Source organism: uncultured Brevundimonas sp. (genome assembly GCF_963974615.1).
GTDB lineage: Bacteria > Pseudomonadota > Alphaproteobacteria > Caulobacterales > Caulobacteraceae > Brevundimonas.
The window spans coordinates 75,354-99,220 of sequence record NZ_CAXBDH010000014.1 but is presented as its reverse complement, the minus strand read 5'-3'; the positions used below and the strand labels follow the sequence as shown (position 1 = coordinate 99,220).

Annotated in this window: 27 protein-coding genes; 17 read left to right on the top strand and 10 right to left on the bottom strand. The window is 66.9% G+C overall.

Going from position 1 to position 23,867, the window contains the following annotated elements; all coding sequences use genetic code 11:
- Positions 1–5: 5 nt before the first annotated feature.
- Positions 6–1,178 (bottom strand): carboxynorspermidine decarboxylase, encoded by a 1,173-nt coding sequence (locus tag AAC050_RS11270; protein ID WP_339915180.1) that lies wholly within the window; start codon positions 1,176–1,178, stop codon positions 6–8.
- 12 nt (positions 1,179–1,190) lie between these two features.
- The gene (locus AAC050_RS11265; RefSeq protein WP_339915179.1) at positions 1,191–2,459 is read right to left on the bottom strand and encodes a saccharopine dehydrogenase family protein; all 1,269 of its coding nucleotides are present in this window, start codon (positions 2,457–2,459) and stop codon (positions 1,191–1,193) included.
- 131 nt (positions 2,460–2,590) lie between these two features.
- On the opposite strand from AAC050_RS11265, the gene xseA reads away from it, so the two are divergent.
- The 4 genes from xseA (at position 2,591) to AAC050_RS11245 (ending at position 5,778) form a co-directional block, all read left to right on the top strand.
- Positions 2,591–4,060, top strand: coding sequence for an exodeoxyribonuclease VII large subunit (gene xseA, locus AAC050_RS11260; protein WP_339915178.1), 1,470 nt, complete (start codon positions 2,591–2,593; stop codon positions 4,058–4,060).
- A gap of 64 nt (positions 4,061–4,124) precedes the next feature.
- Positions 4,125–4,328, top strand: coding sequence for a DUF2093 domain-containing protein (locus AAC050_RS11255; RefSeq protein WP_339915177.1), 204 nt, complete (start codon positions 4,125–4,127; stop codon positions 4,326–4,328).
- Positions 4,325–5,155, top strand: coding sequence for a peptidoglycan DD-metalloendopeptidase family protein (locus AAC050_RS11250; protein WP_339915176.1), 831 nt, complete (start codon positions 4,325–4,327; stop codon positions 5,153–5,155). The genes AAC050_RS11255 and AAC050_RS11250 overlap by 4 nt, the downstream gene beginning before the upstream one ends.
- A 116-nt stretch (positions 5,156–5,271) precedes the next feature.
- Positions 5,272–5,778, top strand: coding sequence for a response regulator (locus tag AAC050_RS11245; RefSeq protein WP_339915175.1), 507 nt, complete (start codon positions 5,272–5,274; stop codon positions 5,776–5,778).
- A 25-nt stretch (positions 5,779–5,803) separates the two neighbouring features.
- Here the strand turns inward: AAC050_RS11245 and AAC050_RS11240 are convergent, their stop codons facing one another.
- Together AAC050_RS11240 and AAC050_RS11235 are read right to left on the bottom strand one after the other, a co-directional pair.
- Positions 5,804–6,721: a lipid A biosynthesis acyltransferase gene (locus AAC050_RS11240; RefSeq protein WP_339915174.1), complete on the bottom strand. Its 918-nt coding sequence runs from the start codon at positions 6,719–6,721 to the stop codon at positions 5,804–5,806.
- Complete coding sequence (locus tag AAC050_RS11235) at positions 6,711–7,481, bottom strand: SDR family oxidoreductase (RefSeq protein ID WP_339915173.1); 771 nt, start codon at positions 7,479–7,481, stop codon at positions 6,711–6,713. Before AAC050_RS11235 ends, AAC050_RS11240 begins: the two co-directional genes overlap by 11 nt.
- A 225-nt stretch (positions 7,482–7,706) precedes the next feature.
- On the opposite strand from AAC050_RS11235, the gene AAC050_RS11230 reads away from it, so the two are divergent.
- Together AAC050_RS11230 and AAC050_RS11225 are read left to right on the top strand one after the other, a co-directional pair.
- The gene (locus AAC050_RS11230) at positions 7,707–8,981 is read left to right on the top strand and encodes an EAL domain-containing protein (RefSeq protein ID WP_339915172.1); all 1,275 of its coding nucleotides are present in this window, start codon (positions 7,707–7,709) and stop codon (positions 8,979–8,981) included.
- 150 nt (positions 8,982–9,131) lie between these two features.
- Entirely contained in the window at positions 9,132–9,320 is a 189-nt protein-coding gene (locus AAC050_RS11225; protein WP_339915171.1) for a hypothetical protein, read from the top strand.
- Here the strand turns inward: AAC050_RS11225 and AAC050_RS11220 are convergent.
- Entirely contained in the window at positions 9,290–9,634 is a 345-nt protein-coding gene (locus tag AAC050_RS11220) for a glycine zipper 2TM domain-containing protein (protein WP_339915170.1), read from the bottom strand. The two genes, AAC050_RS11225 and AAC050_RS11220, sit on opposite strands and share 31 nt — an antisense overlap.
- 255 nt (positions 9,635–9,889) lie before the next feature.
- Between AAC050_RS11220 and AAC050_RS11215 the strand changes: the two genes are divergently transcribed.
- Both AAC050_RS11215 and AAC050_RS11210 read left to right on the top strand, forming a co-directional pair.
- Complete coding sequence (locus AAC050_RS11215) at positions 9,890–10,180, top strand: type II toxin-antitoxin system RelE/ParE family toxin (RefSeq protein WP_339915169.1); 291 nt, start codon at positions 9,890–9,892, stop codon at positions 10,178–10,180.
- 11 nt (positions 10,181–10,191) lie between these two features.
- The gene (locus AAC050_RS11210; protein WP_339915168.1) at positions 10,192–10,524 is read left to right on the top strand and encodes an addiction module antidote protein; all 333 of its coding nucleotides are present in this window, start codon (positions 10,192–10,194) and stop codon (positions 10,522–10,524) included.
- Positions 10,525–10,680: 156 nt separating this feature from the next.
- Here AAC050_RS11210 and AAC050_RS11205 read toward each other — a convergent pair whose 3' ends face one another.
- Complete coding sequence (locus AAC050_RS11205) at positions 10,681–11,043, bottom strand: hypothetical protein (protein ID WP_339915167.1); 363 nt, start codon at positions 11,041–11,043, stop codon at positions 10,681–10,683.
- A 988-nt stretch (positions 11,044–12,031) separates the two neighbouring features.
- Between AAC050_RS11205 and AAC050_RS11200 the strand changes: the two genes are divergently transcribed.
- Genes AAC050_RS11200 through AAC050_RS11190 form a run of 3 tightly spaced genes read left to right on the top strand, consistent with a single transcriptional unit; the run spans position 12,032 to position 14,422 of the window.
- On the top strand, positions 12,032–12,901 hold the full coding sequence (locus AAC050_RS11200; RefSeq protein ID WP_339915190.1) for a TIGR01459 family HAD-type hydrolase: 870 nt from the start codon (positions 12,032–12,034) through the stop codon (positions 12,899–12,901).
- Between the two features lie 38 nt (positions 12,902–12,939).
- Positions 12,940–13,392: a MaoC family dehydratase gene (locus AAC050_RS11195; protein ID WP_339915189.1), complete on the top strand. Its 453-nt coding sequence runs from the start codon at positions 12,940–12,942 to the stop codon at positions 13,390–13,392.
- Between the two features lies 1 nt (position 13,393).
- A complete protein-coding gene (locus AAC050_RS11190) occupies positions 13,394–14,422 on the top strand; it encodes a bifunctional riboflavin kinase/FMN adenylyltransferase (RefSeq protein ID WP_339915166.1) in 1,029 nt (342 codons plus the stop codon).
- A gap of 3 nt (positions 14,423–14,425) precedes the next feature.
- On the opposite strand, the gene AAC050_RS11185 is transcribed toward AAC050_RS11190, so the two are convergent.
- On the bottom strand, positions 14,426–14,959 hold the full coding sequence (locus AAC050_RS11185) for a DUF3828 domain-containing protein (RefSeq protein ID WP_339915165.1): 534 nt from the start codon (positions 14,957–14,959) through the stop codon (positions 14,426–14,428).
- A gap of 282 nt (positions 14,960–15,241) precedes the next feature.
- On the opposite strand from AAC050_RS11185, the gene ileS reads away from it, so the two are divergent.
- The 6 genes from ileS to AAC050_RS11155 all read left to right on the top strand — a co-directional run bounded on the left by ileS (position 15,242) and on the right by AAC050_RS11155 (position 21,015).
- Entirely contained in the window at positions 15,242–18,166 is a 2,925-nt protein-coding gene (gene ileS, locus AAC050_RS11180) for an isoleucine--tRNA ligase (protein ID WP_339915164.1), read from the top strand.
- A 209-nt stretch (positions 18,167–18,375) separates the two neighbouring features.
- Positions 18,376–18,729, top strand: coding sequence for an AtpZ/AtpI family protein (locus AAC050_RS11175; protein WP_339915163.1), 354 nt, complete (start codon positions 18,376–18,378; stop codon positions 18,727–18,729).
- Positions 18,730–18,736: 7 nt separating this feature from the next.
- Positions 18,737–19,528, top strand: coding sequence for a F0F1 ATP synthase subunit A (locus AAC050_RS11170; RefSeq protein ID WP_339915162.1), 792 nt, complete (start codon positions 18,737–18,739; stop codon positions 19,526–19,528).
- A 47-nt stretch (positions 19,529–19,575) separates the two neighbouring features.
- Positions 19,576–19,839, top strand: a complete 264-nt coding sequence (locus AAC050_RS11165; protein ID WP_300443679.1) for a F0F1 ATP synthase subunit C — start codon at positions 19,576–19,578, stop codon at positions 19,837–19,839.
- A gap of 68 nt (positions 19,840–19,907) precedes the next feature.
- Positions 19,908–20,495, top strand: a complete 588-nt coding sequence (locus AAC050_RS11160) for a hypothetical protein (protein ID WP_339915161.1) — start codon at positions 19,908–19,910, stop codon at positions 20,493–20,495.
- Between the two features lies 1 nt (position 20,496).
- Complete coding sequence (locus AAC050_RS11155) at positions 20,497–21,015, top strand: F0F1 ATP synthase subunit B (protein WP_339915160.1); 519 nt, start codon at positions 20,497–20,499, stop codon at positions 21,013–21,015.
- Between the two features lie 75 nt (positions 21,016–21,090).
- Here AAC050_RS11155 and AAC050_RS11150 read toward each other — a convergent pair whose 3' ends face one another.
- The 3 genes from AAC050_RS11150 to gcvPB form a co-directional block, all read right to left on the bottom strand.
- Positions 21,091–21,561 carry a DUF6789 family protein gene (locus AAC050_RS11150; protein WP_339915159.1) on the bottom strand — a complete coding sequence of 157 codons (471 nt, stop codon included), beginning with the start codon at positions 21,559–21,561 and terminating at the stop codon, positions 21,091–21,093.
- 107 nt (positions 21,562–21,668) lie between these two features.
- Positions 21,669–22,079, bottom strand: a complete 411-nt coding sequence (locus tag AAC050_RS11145; protein WP_339915158.1) for a hypothetical protein — start codon at positions 22,077–22,079, stop codon at positions 21,669–21,671.
- Between the two features lie 211 nt (positions 22,080–22,290).
- Positions 22,291–23,865, bottom strand: coding sequence for an aminomethyl-transferring glycine dehydrogenase subunit GcvPB (gcvPB, locus tag AAC050_RS11140; RefSeq protein WP_339915188.1), 1,575 nt, complete (start codon positions 23,863–23,865; stop codon positions 22,291–22,293).
- Between the last annotated feature and the right edge of the window lie 2 nt (positions 23,866–23,867).

Below are 23,867 nucleotides of genomic sequence, written 5' to 3'. Positions count from 1 at the left end.
CGTGTTCACGACAGCCGGTCGCGAAAGTCCGCATAGTCGAACTCTCGCACCAGCCGCAGGGCGTCGGTCTCGCTGTCCCACAGGGCGATGGTCGGCAGGGGCACGCCGTTGAAGGTGTTGGTCTTGACCATCGAATAGTGGGCCTGGTCGAGGAAGGCGATGCGCTCGCCCGGCTGCGGCGCGGTGGCGAAGCCGTAGTCGCCGATGATGTCCCCGGCCAGACAGGACGGCCCGCCGATCCGCACCGTGACGCCGCCCTCGGCCTCACCCAGCAGCGCCGGGCGGTACGGGGCCTCGATCACATCGGGCATGTGGCAGGTGGCCGAGATGTCGGTGATGGCCACGGCCATGCCGTTGTCGAAGGTGTCGAGAATCTCGCCGACCAGAATGCCCGCATCCAGCGCGATGGCCTCGCCCGGCTCCAGATAGAGCTGCAGCCCGTGACGCTCGCTGATCCCGCGCACCAGGGCGATCAGGTCGTCGCGGCGGTAGTCGGCGCGGGTGATGTGGTGGCCGCCGCCGAGGTTCAGCCATGTCACGTTGCCCAGCATCCCCGCCAGCTTCGGCTCCAGCGAGGCCCAGATGCGCTCAAGCGGCTCGAACCCCTGTTCGCACAGGGCGTGGATATGCAGGCCATCGACGCCCTCGAGGTGCTCCGGCTTCAGCTGCGACACCGGAAAGCCCAGCCGCGACCCGGTCTGGCACGGATCGTATTTGGCGACCTCGGCCTCGCTGTGTTCCGGGTTCAGCCGCAGGCCGATGTCGAACACCTCGCCCGCCGCCCGCGCCGCGACGATCAGGTCGACGAACCGGGCCATCTGGTCCGGTGAGTTGAAGATCACCGTGTCCGACAGGCGCAGGATTTCCGGCAGGTCCGCGCGCTTGTAGGCGGGCGAATAGGTGGTCAGGTGGCCGTGATAGTGCTCGCGCGCCAGCCGCGCCTCGAACAGGCCCGAGGCGCAGGTGCCGTCCAGATAGTCACCGACCAGATCGCCCAGCGACCACATCGAAAAGGCCTTCAGCGCCAGCAGCACCTTCGCCCCCGACCGAGCGCCGACATCCTTGAGGACGGCGAGGTTGCCCCGCACCGCGTCGGCGTCGACCACGAAACAGGGCGACGGCACGCGGTTCAGGTCAAAACGGGCGAATGCGCCGGGTCCGGCGGCCTGGGTTTCCATGATCGGCCTCGATCAGAAGGGCAGCGGCCCGTCCAGCTCGCGCACCTGCCACGGCAGGCCGTGCCGGCTCAGCATGTCCATGAACGGATCGGGGTCCATCTGCTCCATGTTGAACACCCCCGCGCCCTGCCACTGGCCGGTCAGGATCATCGCCGCCCCGATCATGGCCGGAACCCCGGTGGTGTAGCTGACGGCCTGGTTGCCGGTCTCGGCATAGGCGGCCTCGTGGTCGCAGATGTTGTTGACGTAGACGGTCTTCGCCTCGCCATCCTTCACGCCCGTGGCGATGGTGCCGATATTGGTCTTGCCCTTGGTGATCGGACCCAGCGAGGCCGGCTCGGGCAGCAGGGCCTTGAGGAATTCGATCGGAATGATCTCCCGGCCCTGGAACATCATCGGCTCGATCCGCGTCATGCCGACGTTCTCCAGCACCTCGAGATGCTTCAGATAGGAGTCACCGAACGTCATCCAGAAGCGGATGCGCTTGATTTCAGGATAGAATTTGGCCAGCGACTCCAGTTCCTCATGGTACATGAGGTACATGTTCTTCTGACCGACCTGATCGAAGTCGAACACCTGTTTGTGGGCAAGGGCCGGGCCCTCGATCCACTGGCCGTTCTCCCGGTGACGCGACGGGGCGGTCACTTCGCGGATGTTGATCTCGGGATTGAAATTGGTCGCGAACGGCAGGCCGGTGTCGCCACCGTTGCAGTCCAGAATGTCCAGCGTGTCGATCCGGTCCAGCAGATGCTTCTTCGTCCAGGTGGCGAACACCGAGGTCACACCGGGGTCGAAGCCACTGCCCAGCAGGGCCATCAGTCCGGCCTGTTTGAAGCGGTCCTGATAGGCCCACTGCCAGCTGTATTCGAATTTCGCCTCGTCGCGCGGCTCATAGTTGGCGGTGTCCATATAGTGGACCCCGGCCGCCAGACAGGCGTCCATGACGTTCAGGTCCTGGTAGGGCAGCGCCAGGTTGACGACCAGCGCCGGCTTGACCGTCTGGATCAGGGCCGTGGTCGCGGCGACGTCATCGGCGTCGATCTGCGCCGTCTCAATGGTCACCCCGGTGCGCGCTTTGACGGAGTCGGCGATGGCGTCGCATTTGGACAGGGTCCGGCTGGCCAGGGTGATGTGCGAAAACACGTCCGCATTCATCGCCATCTTGTGAATCGCGACCGAACCGACGCCGCCGGCACCGATAACCAACACCCTGCTCATATGCAGATCTCCTACGCTTGACTGTCTCTGGCGGCAAAACCACCTGTATGGGGTCGGGGCCATATCACGACACGAAGGGGTCGGCTAACCACGGATGGCCGGAACGTGACCGGGCGCGGAACATCCGGCCGATATGGGTCCCGTTCGTCGCTTCCCCCGTTCCCGTCGCGCCCTCGCCCCGCTAGTCTGTGCCGATGAGTGACGACTCCTATGTGTTCGAGGGCCCGGCGGACGAACCGGCGGCCCCGCGCGACAACAATCCGCCGCTGTCGATTTCGGAGCTCAGCTTCGCGCTCAAGCGCACGCTGGAGGCGCGGTTCGGCCACGTCCGGCTGCGCGGCGAGATATCCAAGGTCAACCGCCACGCCTCGGGCCACATCTATCTGACGCTGAAAGACGACAAGTCGGCCATCGACGGCGTGGTCTGGAAGGGCGCGTCGCGCGGCCTCGGCATCCAGCCCGAGCCGGGACTCGAGGTCATCGTCACCGGCAAGATCACCTCCTATCCGGCGCGGTCATCGTACCAGATCGTCATCGAATCGATGGAGGCGGCCGGGGCCGGGGCCCTGCTGGCCCAGCTGGAGCGGCTGAAGACGAAGCTGAAGGACGAGGGCCTGTTCGCCCCCGAACGCAAACAGCCGATTCCCGGCTTCCCCGCCGTGGTCGGCGTCATCACCAGCCCGACCGGGGCGGTGATCCGTGACATCCTGCACCGTATCGCCGAACGCTGGCCCTGCCACGTCATTGTCTGGCCCTGCGTGGTCCAGGGCGACGCCGCCGCGGCCCAGGTCGCCAATGCCATCCGTGGCTTCGATGCCATGACGCCCGACGGCCCCATCCCCCGCCCCGACGTGGTCATCGTCGCCCGCGGCGGCGGCTCGGTCGAGGATCTGTGGGCCTTCAACGACGAGGCCCTGGCCCGGGCCGTGGCTGCGGCCCGCATCCCGATCATCTCGGCCGTGGGGCACGAGACCGACACGACGCTGATCGATTTCGTCTCCGACCGCCGCGCCCCGACCCCGACCGGCGCGGCCGAGGTCGCCACCCCGGTGCTGGCCGACCTGCGCTACACCCTGGCCGATCTGGACCGCCGCCTGACCGGTGCGGGCGGACGGCTGATCGAGGAACGCCGCATCCGCCTGCGCGCCGTGGCCCGCGGCCTGCCCGCCCGGCCCGAAGACCTGCTGGCCCTGCCGCGCCAGCGCCTCGACCACGCCGCCAGCCGTCTGGGTTCAGGCCTGCAGCGCGGCATCGACCGCCAGACCGCCCGGTTCGCCGGGGTGTCCGGCCGCTTCGGTCGCGTCCTGCTGGACCGGGTCATCGAGCGTCGCACCGACCGGCTGTCAGCCGTCGGGACCCGGCTGATCCCGACCCTGCCCCGCAGACTCGATCAGGCGGGCGTGGCCCTGTCGGCCCTGACCCGGGCCCTGGCCAGTCTCGACCCCGGCAAGCCCAAGCCCGGCTTCGCCCGCGTCGAGGACGGCGACGGCCAGTGGCTGACATCGGCCACGGCCCTCAGCCCCGGACTCGGCGTCCGTCTGGTTCTGGCCGACGGCAGCCGGGGGGCGCATATCGACGACGGAGCCGAGCCTCCGCCCCGGCCCCGCCCGACACCCGCCCGACGCCCGAAGGACCCGCCACCCGGCCAGGGCGACCTGTTCTGAGCTCGGCGAATTGGTCCCATCTGCCCGGTAGCATCGCGCGGCCGGCGGCGTTACCATCCTCGGCATGACCACACGCCCGCCCAAGGACGAAGCCAGACTGCATTACGGCGACGGTGAATTCGCCGTCCTGCGCCCCGGCCGCTTCGTACGCTGCGCCGTCAGCGCCCGCCCTATCCCGCTCGAAGCCCTGCGCTACTGGTGCGTCGAGCGTCAGGAAGCCTATTACGGCCCCGAGGAAGCCCAGACGCGTCTGGTCGCGCCGACATGACCGCCAGCCGGCGCGGACTGTTGATCGGCGGGACCGCCGCCATGGTCGCCGGCCCCGTCCTCGCCCGCGCCGAAGATTCGCTCAGCCTGTCCGGTGCCTTCGTTCAGGGCGGGCATGCCATCGGCCGGACCTGGCCCGGGGCCCTGATCTTCGTCGATGGCGAGGCCCTGACCACCGCCTCGGCCGACGGTGTCTTCATCGTCGGCTTCGACCGGGACCAGTCCGGCAGTGTCGAGGTCCGGGCCCGCGCCCCGTCCGGGGAGTCACGTCGGGTTATCGACATCGCCCCGGTCACCTTCCCCTCGACCCGCGTCGACGGCCTGCCGTCGACGACGATCACGCCCTCCGATCCCGTGTTGCTGGCGCGCATCCGCCGCGAGGTGGAACTCAAGACCGAGGGCTTCGCCAGCCGCACCGACGCCGATCATTTCCGCGACGGTTTCGTCTGGCCGCTGGAGACCTTCCGCATCAGCAGCCGCTGGGGCAGCCAACGCATTCTCAACGGCACCCCGGCGCGGCCCCACTACGGCATCGACCTCGCCGCCCCGCGCGGCACCCCGATCCGCGCCCCGGCCGCCGGTCTGGTGACCCTGAGCCAGCCGGACCTGCATTTCGAGGGCGGCCTCGTCCTGCTTGACCACGGCCAGGGCCTGATCACCGCCTATCTGCACCAGTCCCGCATCGATGTTCAGGCGGGCCAGACGGTGCGGCGCGGGGACATTATCGGCCGGGTCGGCATGACCGGCCGGGCCACCGGACCGCATCTGTGCTGGCGCATGAAATGGCGCGACCGCAACCTCGACCCGTCCCTGCTGGTTCGCGCCTGAACGGTCGACTCCCGGCAATCCGGTGCCGCAATACGTCCAAACGCATCGACCCGGGTCGAATTCATTGCTAAATTAGCGGGATGGCCGCTCCCGGGCGCCGCCGCCACACGGAAATCATGACCGCCCTCAGTGCTCTCAACATCCTGCTGGTCGACGATAACCAGCACATGCGGATCATGGTGGCCGCCATCCTGAAATCTGCGGGCTGTCGCAAGATTCGCGAGGCCTCGGACGGGGCCGCCGCCCTGGAAACCCTGCGCGGCAAGCCCTGTGACCTGGTCATCGTCGATTTCAACATGTTCCCGCTGGACGGCGTCGAATTCACCCGCCTGATCCGCAACAGTCCCGACAGTGACAATCGCTATCTGCCGATCATCATGATGACCGGCCATTCCGAAAAGAGTCGCGTGGTCGAGGCGCGCGACGCCGGGGTGACCGAATTCGTGGTCAAGCCCATCACCGCCTCGTCCCTCCTCGGCCGCATCCAGGCCGTGATCATGCGCCCGCGTCCGTTTGTGAAAACCGGCACCTATTTCGGGCCCGACCGCCGTCGCCGCAACACGCCCGGCTATAATGGGCCGCTGCGCCGCGCCGCCGATAACGATATCGAGCCGTCCTACTAGGCTGATGCGCCGACCGAGCCGGGACTCAGCCCGGATCGTAGGCGGCCTTCGGCCAGCGCTTGTGTACCCAGAACCAGTCGACCGGATGTTCGCGCACGCGCTCTTCGACGAAGCTCGTCACCGCCTGAACGCCACGGGTGATGTCGGCGCTGCGGTCTCCGGTGGCCTCCAGTTCGATCGGTTCATGCACGGTCAGGCGGAAACGCACGCCGGGCAGACGCGTCACCGACATCGGCTGCAGCACCGTGCCGAAACGCAGCGCCAGCCGGCTCGGCCCCGGCGCGGCATGGACCGGATGGCCGAAGAAGCTCACCTCGGGGCCCTCCGAGAATTTCTGGTCGTTCAACAGCGCCACCGACTCCCCGCGCCCCAGCCCGGCCAGCAGTTCGCGGGCCCCGTCGCCGCCCTTGGGCGCGAACAGCTTGACCCCGTAACGGGCCCTGTTCTCGCGGATCAGCCGGTCGACATAGGGGTTGTTGGCCGCCCGGTACGAGATCATGCACGGAATACCGGCCGCCAGGATCACCGCCGGCATCAGTTCGAAATTGGCCAGATGGCCCGAGACGAACACCACCGGCTTGCCGCCCGTCCGGATCGCCTCCAGCCGTTCGGCCCCGACGATCTCGATCCGCCCCGAGGCCGGGGTCAGCCGGTCCATCATCATCAGCTCGGCGAAGGTGCGCCCGGTCTGGTCCCACTGGGCCATGGCCAGCCGCTCGCGCTCGCCCGGATCCATGTCGGGAAAGGCCAGGGTCAGGTTGCGCAGCACGGTCCGGTGCACCCTGGTCATCGGCCCGAGGGTCCGCAGCAGCCGCCCGCCCAGCGTCGAGGCCCGCTCCAGCCCCAGCCCGCGCAGAAAGGCGATCAGACCGGCGAACGCCAGACCCTGCAGCCGCCAGGCCAGATCCTGCCCGACGCCGACCTTGTCATCCTCACCAGGCAATGGTGATCCCGCCGTCCACCACCAGAGTCTGGCCGGTCATATAGGTCGAGGCCGGCGCGGCCAGATAGACCGCCGCACCGGCGATCTCGTCGGGCTGGCCGATCCGCTTCAGCGGGGCCGGATCCGTGGCCAGCTTCAGGATCTCGGGGTTCTCCCACAGGTATTTGGCGAAGTCGGTCTTGATCAGACCCGGCGCGATACAGTTGCAGCGCACGTTCGACGGCCCCCACTCCACCGCCAGATTGCGCGCCAGCTGCATGTCGGCGGCCTTGGACACATTGTAGGCCCCGATCAGGGCGTTGCCGCGCAGGCCGCCGATCGACGAGACAATGATCACCGACCCCTCTTTCCGCTTCAGCATCTGCGGCGCGACCATCTGGGTCAGCCAGTGGTTGGACACCACATTGTTCTGCAGGATCTTGTTGAACTGCTCGTCATTGATGCCCGACATCGGCCCGGCATAGGGGTTGCTGGCGGCGTTGCAGACCAGGATGTCGATCTGGCCGAACGCGGCATTGGTCTCGTCGACCAGTCGCTGCAGGTCTTCCTTCGAGGCGATGTTGGCGGGAACGGCGATGGCCCGGCCCTCACCGTGCCTGGCATTGATCGCCGCGGCCACCTCGTCACAGGGTCCGGCCTTGCGGGACGAGATCACCACCCGGGCCCCGTGCTCGGCCATCCGTTCGGCGATGGCCTTGCCGATCCCCCTGGACGAGCCGGTAATAACGGCGACCTTGCCGGTCAGATCGAACAGTTCCATCGGAATCTCCGCGTTTCTTTCAAGGCACCCTAGAGCAAAACCGGTCCGGATCGAGGCCGTCAATCCGGGTCCGGATTTCCCCTCGCATTGGAATCCGGAGCAATTCCACCCCCGACGGAATCGGTCAGAAGCGAAAAGGCTCTAGGCGATCCGCCCTGATACCCCGATACTCGGACGATTCCATCCGGGATGACGGGATTCGCCGTTCTCCGGCCTGGTGAACCGATGCGCGCACTGACGACAACCTTCCTGTTCTGCTTTTACGTCTTCGCGGCGATGACGACCGGTGCCTTCATGTGGCGCGCCGGTCTGGGTCTCGGCGCGGGCTTCACCGGCACCTTCGGCATGCTGGGCATGATGATCGCCGGCCACGCCCTGGTCACCGGCCGGCTCGGCACCGTGGCCCTGCGCAAGGAAATCGAACAGGTCCGCGAGGCCCACCGCCTGCTGGCCGACGCGCTGGAGTCGACCCAGGGGGCCATGACCGAACTGGCCCAGGCCATCGAGGCCGGAGCCCTCGGCAATACCGAAGCCCTGACCGATGAGGTGCGGATGCTCGAGACCCTCATCCAGCAGATGAGCGTCAGCATCGACGAACGGCTGGCCGCCCCGCTGACCGCGCCCGTCGATACCCATGAGGGCCGCCGCCATCAGCAGTCCAACGTGCTGCTGACCACCATCCACGACGCCCTCAGCGAAAACCGCGTCGACCTGTATCTGCAGCCGGTCGTGTCCCTGCCCCAGCGCCGCACCGTCTTCTACGAAAGCTTCACCCGCCTGCGCGACTCCACCGACCGCGTCATGATGCCGGCCGAGTACCTGTCCATCGCCGAGGGCGAGGGTCTGGTCCCGGCCATCGACAACCTGCTGCTGTTCCGCTGTGCCCAGATCGTGCGCCGCCTCGCGCGTCAGGACCGCAAGGTCGGGGTGTTCTGCAACGTGGCCCTGTCGTCACTGGGCGATGAGACCTTCTTCCCCCAGTTCCTCGACTTCCTCAGCGAGAACCGCGACCTGAACCAGGCCCTGATCTTCGAACTGGGTCAGGCCACCTTCGACGCCCGCGGCGCGGTCGAGGCCCGCAACATGGCCAAGCTGGCCGACCTCGGCTACCGCTTCTCGATCGACAAGGTCCAGTCGCTGGATCTGGACTTCGCCGACCTGCAGCGCTCCGATGTGAAATTCATCAAGGTCGCAGCCGACCTCCTGATCGAACAGCTGCTGGATCTGGACGGGGCCTCGCCCCTGCCGTCGCTGCGCGACATCCAGGCCGCCGACTTCGCCCAGCTGACCCGCCGCTACGGCATCGAGCTGATCGCCGAAAAGGTCGAGGGCGAACGCCAGATCGTCGACATCCTCGAGCTCGACATCAGCATGGGCCAGGGCCATCTGTTCGGCGAGCCCCGCGCCATCAAGGAAGCCGTGCTGGCCGAAACCGACCCCCCCGCCGAATTCATCCGCTCCACCCTGCGCAGCGCCGACCACCGCCGCCGGTTCGGGTAGGCCACCTGTCGTCATCCTGCGGCGAGCCCCCGCCTGCGGGGGCGAGACCGGAGGACCCGGCGGGAGAGGGAAAGGTACACTGCCCCGCCCCTCTCCAACCTTCTCTGCGGTAAAGCTGAGACTTTTCAGGGTTTCGGGACTTATCCTGGTATGACCCATCCAACCTCAACCCAGGTCTGCCGCCAGAGACTCTCCGAGCTCATCCAGCAGGCCGTCCCTGAGTCCGATGCCGACCGGCGTCAGGCCCTGCTGGTGATGGCCGATCACTGGAGCGAACTGCTGCGCCTGCGGGCCGAAACCCCCGAGGGCTACCAGCGCCGGCCGTCGTCGCGCCAGTAGACCCGTTCGCGACCATAGCGGCCGTCCCGATTATAGCCGCCGAAGCCATAGCCGCACGGGTCGTCCTCGGCCGACAGTTCGCGCCCGATCAGGGCCCCGGCCGCCGCCCCGATCGCGGCCCCGATCTCGCGGTCGTCGCTGCCGGCCACCGCCGCGCCGACCGCCGCCCCCAGCAGCGCACCCGCCGCCGTGGCCCGTTCGCGGTTGCGGGCATAGTCGCGCTCGCAGGCCGAGGCATAGTTGCCCGTCGTGGCACAGCCCGCCAGCACCAGGGTGCAGGCCGTCGCCGCCGTCAGTCCCGTCAGATATCGCATCGCGTCTCTCCCTCAAGCCCCCGGGATCAACCCCCGATGCGGCCGGGTGTTCCGACGGGGCATCCTGCGCCGCCACCCACTTCCTTCTCCCCCCCCTCTCCCGGCGGGAGAGGGCTTGCGCCTTCGGAAAACGCCCGCACAACCTGGGAACGGATCGTTGGGACAGGCCCGGGGATGACCCTGGTGACCCCCTGACTCAACAAAACGACGCGTTCATAATTTGAACATTTGTCTCCTGTAGATTACAGAAGAACTGTGATCGAGATTGAGCAGACAGACGCGTTTGCGGATTGGCTCGTCAGCCTGCGGGATCGTCGCGCCGCTGCGAAGATCGCCGCGCGGATCGATCGACTCAGGTTCGGCAATCCCGGCGTTGTGAAGGCGGTTGGCGGCGGCGTAAGCGAACTGAAGATCGATTTCGGGCCCGGATACCGGCTCTATTACAAGTCCAGGGGCAAGACGCTCGTCATCATGTTGTGCGGCGGCGACAAGTCGGACCAACAGACGGACATCAAGAGGGCCAAACATCTGGCCAGTCAATTATGAGGCGTGCTGTCATGAAACTCCGAACCACCGGGTATGACTCTGCCGTTGTCCTCGACACGCCTGAGGCCGTCCAGGAATACCTCGCTGACGCGTTTGAATCAGAGGATGCGGCGCTCATTGCCCACGCCCTCGGCGTCGTGGCGCGAGCGGTCGGCATGACGAAACTGGCCGAGCAAACGGGGCTGACCCGTCCGGCCCTCTACAAAGCCCTCAGCAGCGACGGCAACCCCGAGTTTGGCACCGTGCTCAAGGTCGCTCACGCCCTCGGTTTCCGCCTGAGCCCCGAGCGCCTCCCGGAGAACGGGCCGGGTCATGCGGCTCCGCCAGAGCGCGAACTCGCCTGACCCCCACCCTCTCCCGGCGGGAGAGGGCTTGAGCGCACGCGAGCGTCAGCGCGTGTCCTTCGCGCTCAAGGGTGAGGGGCTCCCACCCGGAATAGGCTTGAGCGCACATGAGCGTCAGCGAGCGGTAGATATTCAGCAAGCTACCGATCAACGGTATTACTGCTTTTTTTGAATACGTTTCTCAACTGCGGAAACAATAAACAATAGAAGGACGCCTTCCGCGACGACAATGGGAATAAAAAGCGCAGTGGCGTCAAATTTGTTTGGCAAATCAATAATAAACACTGCCGATACATGAATAACCGCAACGCTTGCCATGAAAGCCGCAAACCAAATTCGCGACTTGAGGTGCCAGAACTCATGCATGATGACGGTCACCATCAATGCGGTTACCGCAAGTAAAAACCCGCGCTCCATACCAAAAATGCTGCCGCCGACTACAAACACAAATCCAGGAACGACTATATCAACAACGTAAAATCGCTTGAGTCGCTTAGCTGAATCGACGTCGGTGGCCATACGATTTTCCAATTCTACAAGCCCGTCGCTTTCAGGCGGCAGAGCGCCGTATCGAGCAGCGACCAACCAAACCTAGCCTGCCCTCGACCCAACCGGAAGATGCATCACCATTCTTCCAGCCACGGTGGACTGTGGTGGCCTGGCTCCATTCCCCAAGCCGCCCCCCCGCTACCTCCACCCCCAAAACCCCCACATTCCGCCGCCCCAACCCCCTGTTTCCCCACCCCTTCCCCAAAATTCCGCCCTAAAAACCCGCCCTGGTCCGGCCCCGTGACAGACTCCGCCCTATCCCGTCGATGGGGAGGGCGTCGGATCCACGCTGCTCGACGACGGCGGGCTGTGGCCGAGCGATGAAGCCGGGGAGATGCCTATCTCCGGGGGCCTCGCCGGGCGGGGACGGATCCCGCCCGCTTGCTCGCCGCGCGCCTTCGGGACGCGACCGCTGTCGGCACTGACCGGCACGTCCGCCCCCTGTCCCGCCCAGCAACGGACGGGGCGGCGAGTCGCCAAGGCCCGAACAGGGCCGGCAGGCGACGGGCACGTGGAAAACGGCCGCGCGGGGCGCTGTGTCTCGTCGAAACGGTAACTCATCATCGCACCGGGCGAGCCCCGGTCGCCCCGCGCCCGCCCCGTCCGTCCGGCCTCACCGCCCGGCGGTGCCGACCCGTGCCTGTCCCCACTCGACCCGGAGTCTGCCATGCGACCCCGCCGCCCGTGCCGCCGTGACCGCCACCGCGCCTGGGTCTGCGCCATCCAGCGCCTCCGCCTCGAGGGCCTGCTGACCGGCACCCACACCCCGCGCAGCGACCGCGAGGCCATGTATCTGGACCTGCACCGCCACGGGGCCCGCGTCGATATCGAGGACTTCATCGTCTCGCCCGCCCTGCTGCTGCTCGAGACGACGCTGCGCGACCTGGACGCCGAAGCGGACCCCGAGCCCGATAACGACAGCTTCACCCCTGCGTCCGAACCGGCTATGCCCCGGCCGATGACCCTGCCCCATGCCCTGAACGGCCTGTCCGAGATCGCCGCGGACTATGACATCCTGCTCTGCGACGTCTGGGGCGTGATCCACAACGGCCGCGAGAGCTGGCCCGACGCCTGTGCCGCGCTGACCCGCTTCAACCGCGACCACGGTCATGTGGTGCTGATCTCCAACTCACCGCGCCCGGCCTCGGACGTGGTGGCCCAGCTCGACAGTCTCGGCGTGCCGCGCGAGTCGTGGCGCGCCTTCGTCACCTCGGGCGACGCCACGCGGATGGAGCTGGCCAAACGGGCCCCCGGCCCCGCCTGGATCATCGGCCCGCCACGCGACGGCATCCTGTATGAAGGCCTGGGCCTGCAGACCGTCGACGCGGCCGCCGACGCCGCCTTCCTCTCGGTCACGGGGCCGAATGACGACACGGTCGAGACGCCCGAGGACTATCGCGAGCGCCTGCGCCCGGCCGTGGCCCGCGATCTGGAAATGATCTGCGCCAATCCCGACCGGGTGGTTCAGCGCGGCGACCAGCTGATCTATTGCGGCGGGGCCCTGGCCGACCTGTACGAAAGCCTCGGCGGCCGGGTGACCATGGCCGGCAAACCCTTTGATCCGATCTATGACCTGGCCCTGGCCGAGGCCGAACGTCTGCTGGGGGCTCCGGTCGACCGGTCGCGGGTGCTGTGCATCGGCGACGGCGTCATCACCGATGTGCTCGGGGCCGACCGTCAGGGGCTGGACTGTCTGTTCATCGCCCAGGGCATCCATGGCGACACCGCCCGCGGCGCGGACGGCCGCATCGATCCGGCCCGCGCCGGCATCCTGCTGCAGGCCGAGACGACCCACGCCCGCTACGCCGCCCTCGACCTCGTCTGGTGACCCTCGCCAATTCAAGCGCCGGGCGCTAACACCCGATGATGACCGAACAACATCCCTCCGGCGGCTATATCCTCGAAGAACTGACCGTCGGCATGACCGCCGAGAAACAGGTCGAGATCACCGACGCCCGGATCCAGCATTTCGCCGAGGCCTCGGACGACTTCAATCCCGTCCATATGGATGAGGCCTTCGCGTCGAAAACCGCCTATCGCGGCCGTATCGCCCACGGTCTGCTGTCGGCCTCGATCGGCTCGGCCGTGGTCGGCACCATCCTGCCCGGGGCCGGGGCCATCTACCTCAGCCAGACCCTGGCCTTCCACAAGCCGGTGCGCATCGGCGACGTCCTGATCGCCCGCGTCACCGTCGCCTCGGTCGACCCGGACACCGCCCGTGTGGTGCTGACCGCCACCGGCCATGTCGGCGACGATCTGGTCATGGACGGCGAGGCCACCGTCCGCGTCCCGCGCCGGCGCCGGCCCGCCAAGACCTGACATGGCGATCGAGGTCATCCGCGACTGGCGCGACCTGACCCCTGATCAGAAGGGGGCCGCCGTGGCCATCGGGGCCTTCGACGGCGTCCATCGCGGCCATCAGGCGGTGATCGCCTCGGCCCGCACCGCCGCACAGGCCCTCGACGCGCCGCTGGCCGTGGTCAGTTTCGACCCGCATCCGCGCCGCTGGTTCCAGCCCGACGCCGCCCCCTTCCGCCTGATGACCCCCGACCAGATGGCCCGCGCCCTCGAGCCGCTGGGCGTCGAGCGCCTCTATCTGCTGCCGTTCGACGCCGCCATGGCCGCCATGTCGGATGAAGATTTCGCGCGGGATGTGCTCGCCGGGCCTTCGCCTCAAGCAGCGCGAAGCGCGATAGGCCAAAACACGCCTCAAGTAGCGCGAAGCGCGGTAGGCCAAAAAGATGGCTTGGGTATCCGGCACGCCGCCGTCGGTTTCGATTTCACCTTCGGCAAGGGCCGCACCGGCTCGCCCGAGGCCCTGCGTCGCTATGGCGAGACGCTCGGCTTCACCGTCTCCCTGACGGACCGGATCGACGACCCCGACGGCCTCAAATTGTCATCCAGTGCCGTGCGCGAGGCGCTCAAGGCCGGGGACATGGCCCGCGCCGCCGCCATTCTCGGCCGCCCCTTCGCCATCGCGGGTGAGGTCATCCACGGCGACAAGCGCGGCCGCACCATCGGCGTGCCCACCGCCAATATCGGCCTGGCCGACTATATGCGCCCGGCCTATGGCGTCTACGCCACCCGCAGCCGCCTGCCAAAGGGCGGAAAATGGGGCGGGCGAATCCTCGACGGCGTCGCCAATCTGGGCATCCGGCCGATGTTCGAGACCGAGCAGCCGATGCTCGAGGTCTGGCTGTTCGATTTCGACGGCGACCTGTACGGCCAGACCCTCGAGACCGACCTGATCGCCCATCTGCGCGGCGAAATGAATTTCGACGGTCTCGAGCCGCTCAAGCTCCAGATCGCCATCGACGCGGCCGCCGCCCGGCACGTCCTCGCCGGATGACCGTCAGTCGATCACCTTCAGCAACTGCTCGGTCAGCGGCGGCTGATCCGGCACCAGCACATCGATCACCCGCCAGCTCTGCCCCTCCTTCAGCAGCTTCAGCGTCTGCCGATGCGTCTGGCCGTTGTTGGTAAAGACCACCACCGCCTCGGCCTCGCTCAGGCCGGTCTCGGTCACGGCCACCGAGTCCAGGCGGAACGCCGCGCCGTCCTGGCAACCGCAGATCGGGTCGTGGTTCAGATAGGGCACCTCCCCCGCCGCCTTGCGGAAATCGGCCCCGATCATCGCGTTCAGGGTCCGCCCATAGATGGGATCCCGCCCCGGCGGCATCGGCTCCAGCCCGGCGTCCGGACCGGAATAGACCGCGTACAGCGCCCGCACGAACGGCTCCGGCCCCTCCAGCGCCGCGGCATAGATCGCCGGACGCCCCGGCGGCAGGGCCGCGACCTCCGGAACCGGCGGCGGCACCTGCTCCGGCTCGGAACAGGCCCCGAGGGCGGACAGCGTCACCAGCACGGCCAGAAGTGGAACTCGCATGCAAAATCTCCCTGTCGCTCAATATCCAACGCAGGAACCGGCCTGACAAGGCGACGCCGGGTATGGCGCAGCCCCCCGCGCCTCTGCTAGACCAGACACACCATGACCGTACGCGTCCTTCGCCCGATTTCGATTAGCCGCCCGGCGTAAGACCTCCGATACCGGAGGTCGGGGCTCCGGCCTCACCTACGCCGGGATCGAACCAAAGCGCGCCGCCAGCCTGACAGCTGCCACCGCGCCAGAATGACCTGAACGATCACCCCTGCGCTACCGAGACTCCTGATGGCCGACGCCAACACACCCGATTCCCCCGCCGGTCGCGATTACCGCGAGACCGTCTTCCTGCCCGAAACCCCCTTCCCCATGCGCGGTGGCCTGCCGCAAAAGGAACCGCTGATCCTCGAACAGTGGGGCGACCTCTACGCCACCCTGCGTGCCGCCCGTCAGGCCCAGAAGGCCCCGCTGTACGTGCTGCACGACGGCCCGCCCTATGCCAACGGCGACATCCACATCGGCCACGCCCTGAACAAGACGCTGAAGGATTTCGTCGTCCGCAGTCGCTTCCTGCTGGGCTATGACGTCGACTACGTCCCCGGTTGGGACTGCCACGGCCTGCCGATCGAATGGAAGATCGAGGAACGCTTCCGCAGCCAGGGCAAGCGCAAGGACGAGGTCTCCAAGGCCGACTTCCGCGCTGCCTGCCGCGAATACGCCACCGGCTGGATCGACGTGCAGCGCGACCAGTTCAAACGCCTCGGCATCACCGCCGACTGGGACAACCGCTACGCCACGATGGATTTCGCCACCGAGGCCGCCATCGTCCGCGAGTTCCACAAATTCAAGAATTCAGGCCAGCTGTACCGCGGCTCCAAGCCGGTCATGTGGTCACCGGTCGAGCGCACCGCCCTGGCCGACGCCGAGATCGAATACCACGACCACACCAGCCCCACGATCTGGGTCAAATTCCCCGTCACCGGCGCGACCGATGACCATCCCGACGACCTGCTGGGCTTCCGCCACGCCAATCCGTCGATCGTCATCTGGACCACCACCCCGTGGACCATCCCGGCCAACCGCGCCATCAGCTACGGCCCCGAGATCGCCTATGGCCTCTATGAGGTCACGGCCATGGAGACCGGGCTGGAGTTCGAGCCCTGGGCCAAACCGGGCGACCGGCTGCTCCTCGCTGACAAACAGGCCGAAGAGGTCTTCAAGGCCGCCAAGATCGCGACCTGGACCCGGCTGGACACCATCAACCCGTCCGGTCTGGAATGCGCCCACCCGCTGGCCGCCCTGTCATCAGGCTACGGTTTCTCCGTGCCCCTGCTGGCCGGCGATCACGTCACCGACGACGCCGGCACCGGCTTCGTCCACACCGCCCCCGGCCACGGGGCCGACGACTTCGAGGTCTGGAAAGCCCACGGCCATCACGAAGTGCCCGACACGGTCGACGCCGACGGGGCCTACTACCCGTCCGTGCCCCTGTTCGCCGGTCTCAAGGTGCTGGAGACCGAAGGCAAGAAGACCGGCAAATTCGGCCCCGCCAATCCGGCCGTGATGGACAAGCTGATCGAGGCCGGCACCCTGCTGGCCCGTGGCCGGATGGAGCATTCCTATCCGCACAGCTGGCGCTCCAAGGCGCCGATCATCTTCCGCAACACGCCCCAGTGGTTCATCTCCATGGATGAAGCGCTGAAGGACGGCGACACTCTGCGCGACAGGGCACTGACCGCCATCGACGCCACCGCCTTCCATCCGGTGTCGGGCAAGAACCGCATCCGCTCGATGGTCGAGGGCCGTCCCGACTGGCTGATCAGCCGCCAGCGTGCCTGGGGCACGCCGCTGGCCATGTTCGTCGACAAGGAGACCGGCCAGCCCCTGCACGATCCCGAGGTCGACGCCCGCATCCTGACCGCGATCACCGAGGGCGGGGCCGACGCCTGGTTCGACAGTCCCGATTCCGACTTCCTCGGCCAGCACGATCCGAAACGCTACGAGAAGATCGGCGACATCCTCGACGTCTGGTTCGACTCCGGCTGCACCCACGCCTTCACCCTCGAGCCGCGCGTGCCGGCCCTGGGCTATGGCGGCGACCGTCCGTCGCACTGGCCTGCCGACCTCTATCTCGAAGGCTCGGACCAGCATCGCGGCTGGTTCCAGTCCAACCTGCTCGAAGGCTGCGGCACCCGCGGCCGCGCCCCGTATGAGGCCGTGCTGACCCACGGCTTCACCCAGGACGAGAACGGGGAGAAGATGTCCAAGTCGAAGGGCAACACCACCGACCCGGCCGTCATCATCAAGGAGTCGGGAGCCGACATCCTGCGCCTGTGGGTCGCCCTGGTCGACTATGCCGAGGACCAGCGGATCGGAAAGCAGATCCTGCAGACCACGGTCGACGCCTATCGCAAGCTGCGCAACACCGTCCGCTACCTGCTGGGGGCCCTGGCCGGGTTCGACGAAGCCGAACGCCTGCCGCTGGAGCAGATGCCGCCGCTGGAGAAATTCATTCTGCACCGGCTGTGGGAACTGGATGGCCAGGTGCGCGACGCCTATGCCGACTACCGCTTCCAGGACGTGGTCCGCCCGGTGCTGGAGTTCTGCTCCAACGACCTGTCGGCCCTGTATTTCGACATCCGCAAGGACGCCCTCTACTGCGACCGCCCTGACTCGATCCGTCGCCGCGCGGCCCGCACCGTCATGCATGAGGTGTTCATGCGCCTGACCGCCTGGCTGGCCCCCCTGACGCCCTTCACCATGGAAGAGGCCTGGACCACCCGCTATCCCGACGCCGGCACCAACTGCCTGCGCGTCATCCCCGAGACCCCTGCGGCGTGGAAGAACGCCGACGAGGCCCGGCGCTGGGAGAAGGTTGAAACCGTGCTGGAAGTCGTCAACGAGGCTCTGGAAGAATCGCGCCGCGCCAAGACCATCGGCGGGGCGCTGGACGCCTGGCCGACCGTCACCGGTCCGGCCGAGGCCTTCGCTGCCTTCGAGGGACTGGACCCGGCCGAGGTGTTCCGCACTTCGGGGGCCGAACTGGTCACCGGCGGCGACACCGTGTCCGTGCAGATCAAACTGGCCGACTACCCCAAATGCGCCCGCTCCTGGCGGCGCGTGCCCGACGTCGGCTCCGACCCGGCCTACCCCGGGCTCAGCGCCCGCGACGCCGACGCCGTGCGTTGGTGGGACAGTGCACGGGCGGGCTGACTCCGGGGGAGAAGGATCGGAACGATCCTCCAGACACCCCACGGGGGCGGACCCTTCGTCACACCCCGTGGGACACGCAATAATCCTGCGGCATTTCAGCCCTTTAATGCACAGCCCGCCCGCCTTGACCAAAGCCCCCCTCGCCTATAGGTTCCGCGCCGAATTCAGACCCGTTCCGGCCTTGTCGGAACGATGAGAAAACACAACCCATGTCCCTGCCCACGGAATCGCGCGAAGAGGCGATCAAACGCCTCAACGACAGCGCCTCGGCTCTTGAAGCGCGAACCGCGCGACCGGAGCATTCGGCGGCGGGCCATGCGGCGGCCAGTCAGGCGTGGCGTATCCTCGCCGACCTGTTCGGCGGGGTGTTCGTAGGTCTGGCGGCGGGCTTTCTCGTGGACCGGTTCTTCGGAACCGCCCCCGCGGGTATTATCGGCGGTGTCCTCCTGGGCTTCGCCGTTTCAATCTGGATGGCGCGCCTGACGGCGAATCGTCTGATGGCGCAGGCAAAACTGGAAGGCGAACCGACCTCGGTTCCCTTCGACGAAGACGAAGAAGACTAAGGACCCGATGGCCGATCCGATTCATCAGTTTCAGATCCAGCCGCTGCCCGGCCTGGATTTCGGCGACGTCACCCTGCCGATCGTCGGCACGGTGCATCTGGCCGTAACCAATTCCCATCTGGCCATGACCGTGGCCTTCGGCCTCGTGATCCTGTTCCTGTCACTGGTGACCGCCAAGGCTCAGGTCGTGCCCGGCCGGATGCAGGCCGCAGGCGAGGCCCTGTTCAGCATGATCGATGATCTGGCCGAATCGATCATCGGCCATGAGGGCAAGGCCCTCTTCCCCTTCATCTTCACCGTTTTCACCTTCATCCTGGCCATGAACCTGCTGGGCCTGTTCCTCAGCTTCACAGCCACCTCGCAGCTGGCCGTGACCGGCACCTTCGCCCTGCTGACCATCGGCCTGGTGCTGATCATCGGCTTCGCCAAACACGGCCTCGGCTTCTTCAAGCTGTTCGTGCCCTCGGGCGTGCCGTGGCCAGTGCTGTTCCTGGTGGTGCCGATCGAGTTCGTTTCCTTCCTGCTGCGCCCGATCACCCTCGCCCTTCGTCTGTTCGGCAACATGCTGGGCGGTCACGTGGCGCTGAAGGTCTTCGCCGGCTTCATCATTGCCCTCGGTGGTCTGGCGATGTCCGGAGGCCTCGGCTATTTCGGTATTCCGGGTGCCGCCCTGTCGCTGGGCATGGTCGTCGGCCTGACCGCGCTGGAGTTCCTCGTGGCCTTCCTCCAAGCCTTCGTTTTCGCTGTTCTGACCTGCGTCTACCTCAATGACGTGGTCAATCTGGGTCACGGCCACTAGGCCCGACCTGTCTTTCTCGCCAACCAACGACCAACAGGACTAATACAATGCAAGTGGATCCCGCCCAGGCCGTCGAGGCCGCCGCCGCTACCGTCGACGCAGCCAAGGCCATCGGTGCCGGCCTCGCCACCCTCGGCATGATCGGTGCCGGCATCGGCGTCGGCAACATCTTCGGCAACTTCCTGTCGGGTGCCCTGCGCAACCCGTCGGCTGCCGGCTCGCAAATCGGCAACCTGTTCGTGGGTGCCGCCCTCGCCGAAGCCTTGGGCATTCTCGCCTTCGTGCTCGGCATCCTGATCTTCTACGGCTGATCCCGTTCCGGCGACGGCGTGGCCCCTGCGGGCCGCGCCGTCGCGCCTGATTTCAAGACAGACGACCCATGGCCCCTGCACCCGATACCGTTCTTCATTCCGAGGTCCCGTCGCCGCTCGACGTGACGGATACCCATGCCTCGACCGAAGCCTCGCACGGGGCTGAAGGCGGTGGCCTGCCCCAGTTCGAGTTCCAGCACTGGTTCGGCCAGATCGTCTGGCTGGTCGTCCTGTTTATCACCCTCTATCTGCTGATCTCGAAGATCTTCGCCCCGCGTCTGCGCGGCGTCATCGACCAGCGCGCCTCAACCATCGCCACGGCGGTGGAAACAGCCCGCAAGGTCCAGACCGAGGCCGCCGGTCAGGCCGAAGTCGCCAAGGCCGAACTGGCCCAGGCTCGCGCCGACTCGCGCGCCACGGCTGCCGCTGCCAAGACCCGCGTCACCGAGGAGGCCAATCGTCGCGGTGCCGCCGAGGAAGCCAAGGTCAATGCCCGCATCGCCAAGGCTGAGACCGCCATCGGCAAGACCCGCGACGCCGCCATGACCAATGTCACCGCCATCGCGACCGATACCGCCGCCGCCATGGTCAAACGCCTGACCGGCACCACGGCCAGCGCCGCCGAGGTCGCGGCGGCCGTCAAGGGAGCCGCCTGATATGAATATCTTCCTCGACTGGGCTGAATTCTGGAACGTCCAGAACCCCGAACTATGGGTCGGGCTCGGTCTGATCCTGTTCTTCGGCATTCTCGTCCTCGCCGGGGTGCCCAAGCTGATCGCCAGGCATCTGGACGCGACCGCCGCCAGGATCCAGGGCGAACTCGATGAGGCCACCCGCCTGCGCACCGAGGCCGAGGCCCTGTTGAAGCAGATCCGGGCCGAAAAGGCCGAGGCTGAGGTACAGGCCGCTGAAATGCTGGCCGCCGCCGAGGCCGACGCCCGCATCATGGAGGCCGAGGCCAAGATCGCGTTGGAGGAAACTCTCGTGCGGCGCCAGGCCCTGGCCGAACAGCGCATCGCCCAGGCCGAGCTCCAGGCCACCGCCGAGGTCAAGGCCGCTGCTGCCGATCTGGCCGCCCGGACCGCCGAACATATTCTCGCCGCCCGTCTGGCCGGTCAGAAGACCGATCCGCTGGTCGAGGCGGCCATCAGCCAGATCGGCACACGCCTGAACTAGCCCGCGTCGCCCGACGGCGATACGCGATGAACCGAAGACAGGCCCCGCCGGACGACCGGCGGGGCCTGTTGTGTTTCAGTGCGCTGTCGCGCCGTCGATATGGGTGGCGGCCCGCTTGTCGCGCGCCACCAGCCCGGCATAGACCTTGCCCAGAACCACGCCGAACACGGCATTGGTCACCAGCATCCAGCCGACCACGCCGAAACCGGCCGCGCCGGTAAAGGTCCGTGGATCGCCCAGCATGATGATGCCCAGCATCAGCAACACCCAAGCCCCGACCGCAAACACGATACCCTTTGTCTCTGCCGTGCTGGTCGGCAATTTCGGACACAGGATCCCGAACAACGGGCCCAGGATGAAGACTCCCATCACCACGTGGACAGCCCAGCCGACCGCCAGGTTCCCGTCCATGCCGATGAGATGAGCGATCACCCCCGGAAAGGGGTCAAACCATTTGAGGAAGACGACGTTGACGAGCTCCATCGCCGATACGACCGCCGTTGCCGCCAGTCCGGCGACGATACCTTTTTGTACGCGTGACATCATGATGGCCAGCGCCTCCCAACGCCTGTTTCGCTGATTTCCGCAAGGAGGAGCATACGCCTGTCAGACAGAACGCCGTTCACATTCCCGTGCTTGTCGCGAAAGAGCGTCTAGCGCGTCATCCGGCGGGTTTTTCGGCGGGCGAATTTGCGCAGTCGTGACAGGATCCGGCCGGGGCGTTTCAGAATCGCTTTCTCAACCCGCAACGCCTGCTGCCAGAAGACCGGGGCGAATTCCGGGTTCTTGCGCAGCAGTCGGCGAAACGGATAGACGAATTTCGGCCGCTTGCGCTGGGCCCGGATGAACTGGCGCTTGGCCCAGAACGAATTCTTCAACACCAGAGCCAGCCCCAGCAGCGACACCGGAACACCCATCGGCCCAGGCAGCGGGGCCAGCAGCACGCCCGCCAGAATCAGCCCCGACCCGGCCGTCATCAACCCCCAGCGCTTGACCCGGTCAAGCAGCGGCGCGTTCCGGCGAGGGCGGACATAGGGAATGGAAATGGGCAAGACGAGGGTCACGATGGGGTCGGTCTCAGGCGGGTTACTGGCAACGCCCCGGATCGATCCGGGTTCATCATGACCGACGACGATTCGTCGACCGTGATGAGCATGCCACAACGATGTTTACAGACTGTTCCAAGGCCGAACCGTGGCGGGCCGATGAACCTTCTGTAAGTTGCCTTCTCGATCCGGGTACCGTGACCGATCCATCACACTACCGACAAGCGGGTTATGCCGCCGCGATGTTCGACCCCTCCGGTGCGGTCCAGCGCAGCCGCGGCGAGCGCGCCGCGCGGGTCTCGTCCAGCCGTTTCAATGGCGCATGGAACGGAGCCCCCTTGAAGCGGTCAACGTCCCCAGCCTTGGCCGCCTCGGCCAGGGCCCGCATGGCGTGGATGAAACGGTCCAGTTCCTGCTTCGACTCGGTCTCGGTCGGTTCGATCAGCATGGCCCCATGGACGACCAGCGGGAAATACATGGTCATCGGGTGGAAGCCCTCGTCGATCATCGCCTTGGCAAAGTCCAGGGTGGTGACTTCGGTCCCCTTGAGCCAGCTGTCGTCGAACAGGGCCTCGTGCATGCAGGGGCCGTCCGGGAAGGCGGCGCTCATCACGTCCGACAGGCGTGCCTTGATGTAGTTGGCGTTCAGCACCGCGTCCTCGGCGACCTGACGCAGGCCATCCGAACCGTGGCTCATCATATAGCTAAGGGCCCGAGTATACATGCCCATCTGGCCCTGGAAGGCGCACAGGCGACCGAAGGCCTGTTCGGCCTCGTCTTCCTCGCGCTCGATCAGGCGATAGCCTTCGGCGTCATGCACGACCCACGGGGCCGGAGCGAAGGGGGCGAGGGCCGCCGACAGCACCACCGGACCGGCACCGGGCCCGCCGCCACCGTGCGGCGTCGAGAAGGTCTTGTGCAGATTGATATGCATCGCATCGACGCCGAGGTCGCCCGGACGCACCCGCCCGACGATGGCGTTGAAATTGGCCCCGTCGCAGTAAAAATAGGCCCCGGCCTCATGCGTCAGGCGCGCGATCTCGATGATGTCGCGCTCGAACAGGCCGCAGGTGTTGGGGTTGGTCACCATGATGGCGGCGACGTCCGGTCCCAGCTTGGCGGCCAGATCCGCCACATCGACGCGGCCATCCTCAGTCTGGGCGACCTCGACCACCGTATAGCCGACGAAGGCAGCTGTGGCCGGATTGGTGCCATGGGCCGAGGTCGGCACCAGTACCTTGTTGCGCGGATGCGCGGAGGTCAGCCCCTGCCCGGCGGCCCGGTGGGCGGCACGGATAGCCATCAGACCGCATAGTTCGCCGTGGGCCCCCGCCTTGGGCGACATGGCCACAGCCGGCATGCCGGTCAGGGTCTTCAGCCAGTGGGCCAGCTGATCCATCAGTTCCAGCGCCCCCTGCACGGTCGAAACCGGCTGCAGCGGATGGATGTCGGCGAAGCCCGGCATCCGCGCCACCTTCTCGTTCAGGCGCGGATTGTGCTTCATCGTGCACGACCCCAGCGGATAGATGGCCAGGTCGATGGCATGGTTCTTCTGCGACAGGCGCACATAGTGGCGCATGGCCTCAGGCTCGCTCAGGCCCGGCAGGCCGATCGGGTCCTTGCGCACCAGATCGCCCAGGTCAGATCCGTTCGTCTTCGGCTCCGGCAGGTCGACCCCGGTCTTGCCCCAGCCATCGCTCTCAAAGATCAGGTGCTCGTTCTGCAGCAGGCCGCGCCCGCCGGTCAGGGTCGCCGGCTTGCTCTCGACGGTGTTCGGCGTGGTCGGGCGGCCGGCGGTGTTCATGG

Excerpts from the sequence above, each read along its gene's own strand:
- AAC050_RS11270 (WP_339915180.1), bottom strand. The coding sequence starts at position 1,178 with ATGGAAACCCAGGCCGCCGGACCCGGCGCATTCGCCCGTTTTGACCTG.
- AAC050_RS11265 (WP_339915179.1), bottom strand. The coding sequence starts at position 2,459 with ATGGCCCCGACCCCATACAGGTGGTTTTGCCGCCAGAGACAGTCAAGC.
- xseA (WP_339915178.1), top strand. The coding sequence starts at position 2,591 with ATGAGTGACGACTCCTATGTGTTCGAGGGCCCGGCGGACGAACCGGCG.
- AAC050_RS11255 (WP_339915177.1), top strand. The coding sequence starts at position 4,125 with ATGACCACACGCCCGCCCAAGGACGAAGCCAGACTGCATTACGGCGAC.
- AAC050_RS11250 (WP_339915176.1), top strand. The coding sequence starts at position 4,325 with ATGACCGCCAGCCGGCGCGGACTGTTGATCGGCGGGACCGCCGCCATG.
- AAC050_RS11245 (WP_339915175.1), top strand. The coding sequence starts at position 5,272 with ATGACCGCCCTCAGTGCTCTCAACATCCTGCTGGTCGACGATAACCAG.
- AAC050_RS11235 (WP_339915173.1), bottom strand. The coding sequence starts at position 7,481 with ATGGAACTGTTCGATCTGACCGGCAAGGTCGCCGTTATTACCGGCTCG.
- AAC050_RS11230 (WP_339915172.1), top strand. The coding sequence starts at position 7,707 with ATGCGCGCACTGACGACAACCTTCCTGTTCTGCTTTTACGTCTTCGCG.
- AAC050_RS11225 (WP_339915171.1), top strand. The coding sequence starts at position 9,132 with ATGACCCATCCAACCTCAACCCAGGTCTGCCGCCAGAGACTCTCCGAG.
- AAC050_RS11220 (WP_339915170.1), bottom strand. The coding sequence starts at position 9,634 with ATGCGATATCTGACGGGACTGACGGCGGCGACGGCCTGCACCCTGGTG.
- AAC050_RS11210 (WP_339915168.1), top strand. The coding sequence starts at position 10,192 with ATGAAACTCCGAACCACCGGGTATGACTCTGCCGTTGTCCTCGACACG.
- AAC050_RS11205 (WP_339915167.1), bottom strand. The coding sequence starts at position 11,043 with ATGGCCACCGACGTCGATTCAGCTAAGCGACTCAAGCGATTTTACGTT.
- AAC050_RS11200 (WP_339915190.1), top strand. The coding sequence starts at position 12,032 with ATGACCCTGCCCCATGCCCTGAACGGCCTGTCCGAGATCGCCGCGGAC.
- AAC050_RS11195 (WP_339915189.1), top strand. The coding sequence starts at position 12,940 with ATGACCGAACAACATCCCTCCGGCGGCTATATCCTCGAAGAACTGACC.
- AAC050_RS11190 (WP_339915166.1), top strand. The coding sequence starts at position 13,394 with ATGGCGATCGAGGTCATCCGCGACTGGCGCGACCTGACCCCTGATCAG.
- AAC050_RS11185 (WP_339915165.1), bottom strand. The coding sequence starts at position 14,959 with ATGCGAGTTCCACTTCTGGCCGTGCTGGTGACGCTGTCCGCCCTCGGG.
- ileS (WP_339915164.1), top strand. The coding sequence starts at position 15,242 with ATGGCCGACGCCAACACACCCGATTCCCCCGCCGGTCGCGATTACCGC.
- AAC050_RS11175 (WP_339915163.1), top strand. The coding sequence starts at position 18,376 with ATGTCCCTGCCCACGGAATCGCGCGAAGAGGCGATCAAACGCCTCAAC.
- AAC050_RS11170 (WP_339915162.1), top strand. The coding sequence starts at position 18,737 with ATGGCCGATCCGATTCATCAGTTTCAGATCCAGCCGCTGCCCGGCCTG.
- AAC050_RS11165 (WP_300443679.1), top strand. The coding sequence starts at position 19,576 with ATGCAAGTGGATCCCGCCCAGGCCGTCGAGGCCGCCGCCGCTACCGTC.
- AAC050_RS11160 (WP_339915161.1), top strand. The coding sequence starts at position 19,908 with ATGGCCCCTGCACCCGATACCGTTCTTCATTCCGAGGTCCCGTCGCCG.
- AAC050_RS11155 (WP_339915160.1), top strand. The coding sequence starts at position 20,497 with ATGAATATCTTCCTCGACTGGGCTGAATTCTGGAACGTCCAGAACCCC.
- AAC050_RS11150 (WP_339915159.1), bottom strand. The coding sequence starts at position 21,561 with ATGATGTCACGCGTACAAAAAGGTATCGTCGCCGGACTGGCGGCAACG.
- gcvPB (WP_339915188.1), bottom strand. The coding sequence starts at position 23,865 with ATGAACACCGCCGGCCGCCCGACCACGCCGAACACCGTCGAGAGCAAG.